4 protein-coding genes are annotated in these 2,729 nt (G+C 64.9%); 2 read left to right on the forward strand and 2 right to left on the reverse strand.

The genetic code is table 11. The annotated features are described in order from the left end of the window. Positions 1-68: 68 nt before the first annotated feature. On the forward strand, positions 69-575 hold the full coding sequence (locus EOA22_RS29995) for an N-acetyltransferase (RefSeq protein ID WP_013528472.1): 507 nt from the start codon (positions 69-71) through the stop codon (positions 573-575). Positions 576-696: 121 nt separating this feature from the next. Beyond that, entirely contained in the window at positions 697-1,467 is a 771-nt protein-coding gene (gene truA, locus EOA22_RS30000; RefSeq protein WP_063169727.1) for a tRNA pseudouridine(38-40) synthase TruA, read from the forward strand. On the opposite strand, the gene EOA22_RS30005 is transcribed toward truA, so the two are convergent. Then, entirely contained in the window at positions 1,434-2,069 is a 636-nt protein-coding gene (locus tag EOA22_RS30005) for a hypothetical protein (protein WP_063169726.1), read from the reverse strand. The two genes, truA and EOA22_RS30005, sit on opposite strands and share 34 nt — an antisense overlap. A gap of 5 nt (positions 2,070-2,074) precedes the next feature. Beyond that, positions 2,075-2,729, reverse strand: a 655-nt coding sequence (locus EOA22_RS30010; RefSeq protein ID WP_127390448.1) for a M20/M25/M40 family metallo-hydrolase, incomplete at its 5' end; no start/stop codon positions are given.

Raw genomic sequence — 2,729 nt, forward strand, 5'->3', positions numbered from 1 at the left:
GGCGGAAAGCCCGCTGCCGCGTCGGAATTCCTGCGCGGGGCCAAGATCGAAAAAGGACTGAAATTCTCATGAGCATGATGTCGATACGCGCGGCAACGCCGCGGGATCGCGAGGCCATCCGCCTCGTCGAGGAACACGCTTTCGGCCAGCAGGCGGAGGCCGGTCTGGTCGACGCGCTGGTGACCGGCGGCGACGCGGTTGCCGAACTGGTTGCGGAAGAGGACGGCCAGGTGGTCGGCCATATCCTGTTTTCGCGGCTGTTCGTCCAGAATGGCGGCAAGACCTTCGCGGCCGTGGCGCTGGCGCCGCTGGCGGTGGAGCCCTCGTTCCATGGCAGCGGCATTGGCGGCGCGCTGATCCGCGAGGCGCATATCCGCCTCAAGGATGGTGGTGAGACGCTGGCCGTGGTGCTGGGCGACCCCACCTATTACGGGCGTTTCGGCTATAGCCACACGCGTGCCGAGAACTTCGAAAGCGAATACCAGGGCGAAGCGCTGCAGGCGCTGGCCTGGGGTGACGCGCCAGAAGCAGGCAGGCTGGTCTACGCCTCCGCCTTCACCGCTCTCGCCGCGTAGAACAGTCAGCCGTTTTCACGGAAACGGCGAACTGCACTCCTCTTTGTTTTAACGCAATTCCGAACGGAAAACCGTTTCACACTTTTCCTGGAATTGCTCGAGGCGAGAGCTCTAGCCGCAAATGCCGCGTTTTCGCCTCGACATCGAATATGACGGCAGCCTGTTTGCCGGCTGGCAGCACCAGGCGGATCAGCCTTCGGTGCAGCAGGCGATCGAACAGGCGATCGAAAAATTCTGCGGCGAAGCGATCAGGCTGCGCGCCGCCGGCCGCACCGATGCCGGCGTGCATGCGACCGCGCAGGTGGCGCATGTCGACCTCGTCAAGGCGTGGCCGAGCGACAAGGTGCGCGATGCCGTCAACGCCCATCTGCAGGCGGCCGGGGCGCGCATCGCCATCCTGAAAGCGACGGTGGTCTCCGACAGTTTCGACGCCCGCTTCTCGGCCATTGGCCGCCACTATCTCTACCGCATCCTGAACCGCCGCGCGCCGGCCGCGCTCGACAAGGGCAAGGTGTGGTGGGTGCCGAAGCGGCTCGACGCCGGCGCCATGCACGAAGCGGCAAAGGTCCTGCTCGGACGGCATGACTTTACCACCTTCCGCTCGACCCAGTGCCAGGCCAACAGCCCGATCAGGACGCTGGAACGGCTCGATGTGAGCCGACAAGGCGACATGGTCGAGGTCAGGGCTTCGGCGCGCTCGTTCCTGCACAACCAGGTGCGTTCGATGGTCGGCTCGCTCAAGCGTGTCGGCGACGGCGGCTGGAGCGCGGCCGACCTGAAAACATCGCTCGAGGCGCGCGACCGCGCCGCCTGCGGCCAGGTGGCGCCGCCCGACGGGCTGTTTCTCACCGGTGTCGATTATCCGATCGAGACGAGCCCGGAAAGGCTCTGAACTCCGACATCGTCCGGGACGGTGATGCCGAGCAACGTCTGCAGGCCGAACAGCACCAGCAGCGACGCAATGAACATGCCGACGAAAACGGCCGTGCCGACCGCTGCGCCCCTGCCCATCGTGGCATTTGTCATGCGCCAGGTCAGCACCATAGAAAGGGCAAAGAGGAACAGCGACACAAGGCTCGAAACCTGGCTTGCGGACGACAGGAAAAGCCGGATCAGCGCCGAAGGCAGCATCAGCCAGGCGGTGATGGCCGAAGCCCAGTTGCTGGCAACGACGTAGTGGACGAAGCGGCCGCCTATGCCGGCGCGCGGCGCGATGAAAGCGAGCGCAACCAGCGGCAGCACCCAGGAGCCGATGTCGACCGTCGCCAGGCGCACCAGCATGCTGAAGCGCCCCGCGAAGGCGTCGGGATCGCCGATTTCGTTGGCGATGCCGACCCAGCCGACGATCAGCGCCGGTGCTGCAACGACAATGGCGAAGAAGGAATTCCAGAAGCCGTCGGCCGACAGGTCGAGCAGGCGCAGGCCGTCGGCTCTGCCGAGCATCAATCGCCAGGCGCCCGTCAGCGAAGCTTGGGTTTCGTCCGCCGAAAGCATGCTGTTCAGCCCTGTCCGAACCAGTCTTCTATGAAGCGCTGGTAGATTTGCGTCAGCGTCTCGAGGTCGGCAATGGCGACGCGCTCGTCGACCATGTGCATGGTCTTGCCGACCAGCCCGAACTCGACCACCGGGCAATAGTCCTTGATGAAACGCGCATCGGAGGTTCCACCGGAGGTCGACAGCGTCGGCTCCTTGCCGACCGCCGACTTGATCGAGCCGCGCAGCGTTTCGATCAGCCTGTCGTCACGGGTCAGGAAGACATGGCTCGGCCGGTCGCGCCAGACGAGCTCGTAGTCGACCGGCGTCTTCTTGCCCTGCCGGTACTTCTTGCGCCTGGCCGCCTGGTCGAGCCGGTTGTGGATTTCGGCCTGCAGGGTCTCGTCCGTCCAGGTGTCGTTGAAGCGGATGTTGAAGGTCGCGGTCGCTTTGGCCGGGATGACATTGGTGGCCGGGTTGCCCACATCGATGGAGGTGACCTCCAGATTGGTCGGCTGGAAATCCCTGGTTCCCTTGTCGAAAACCGGATGCAGCAAGGCATCGACCAGGCTCATCAGCCCGCGCACCGGATTGTCGGCAAGCAAGGGATAGGCGACATGGCCCTGGCGGCCATTGACGGTGACGGCGCCGGACATCGAGCCGCGGCGGCCGATCTTGATC

The organism is Mesorhizobium sp. M7A.F.Ca.US.014.04.1.1 (assembly GCF_003998745.1).
Lineage (GTDB): Bacteria > Pseudomonadota > Alphaproteobacteria > Rhizobiales > Rhizobiaceae > Mesorhizobium > Mesorhizobium ciceri.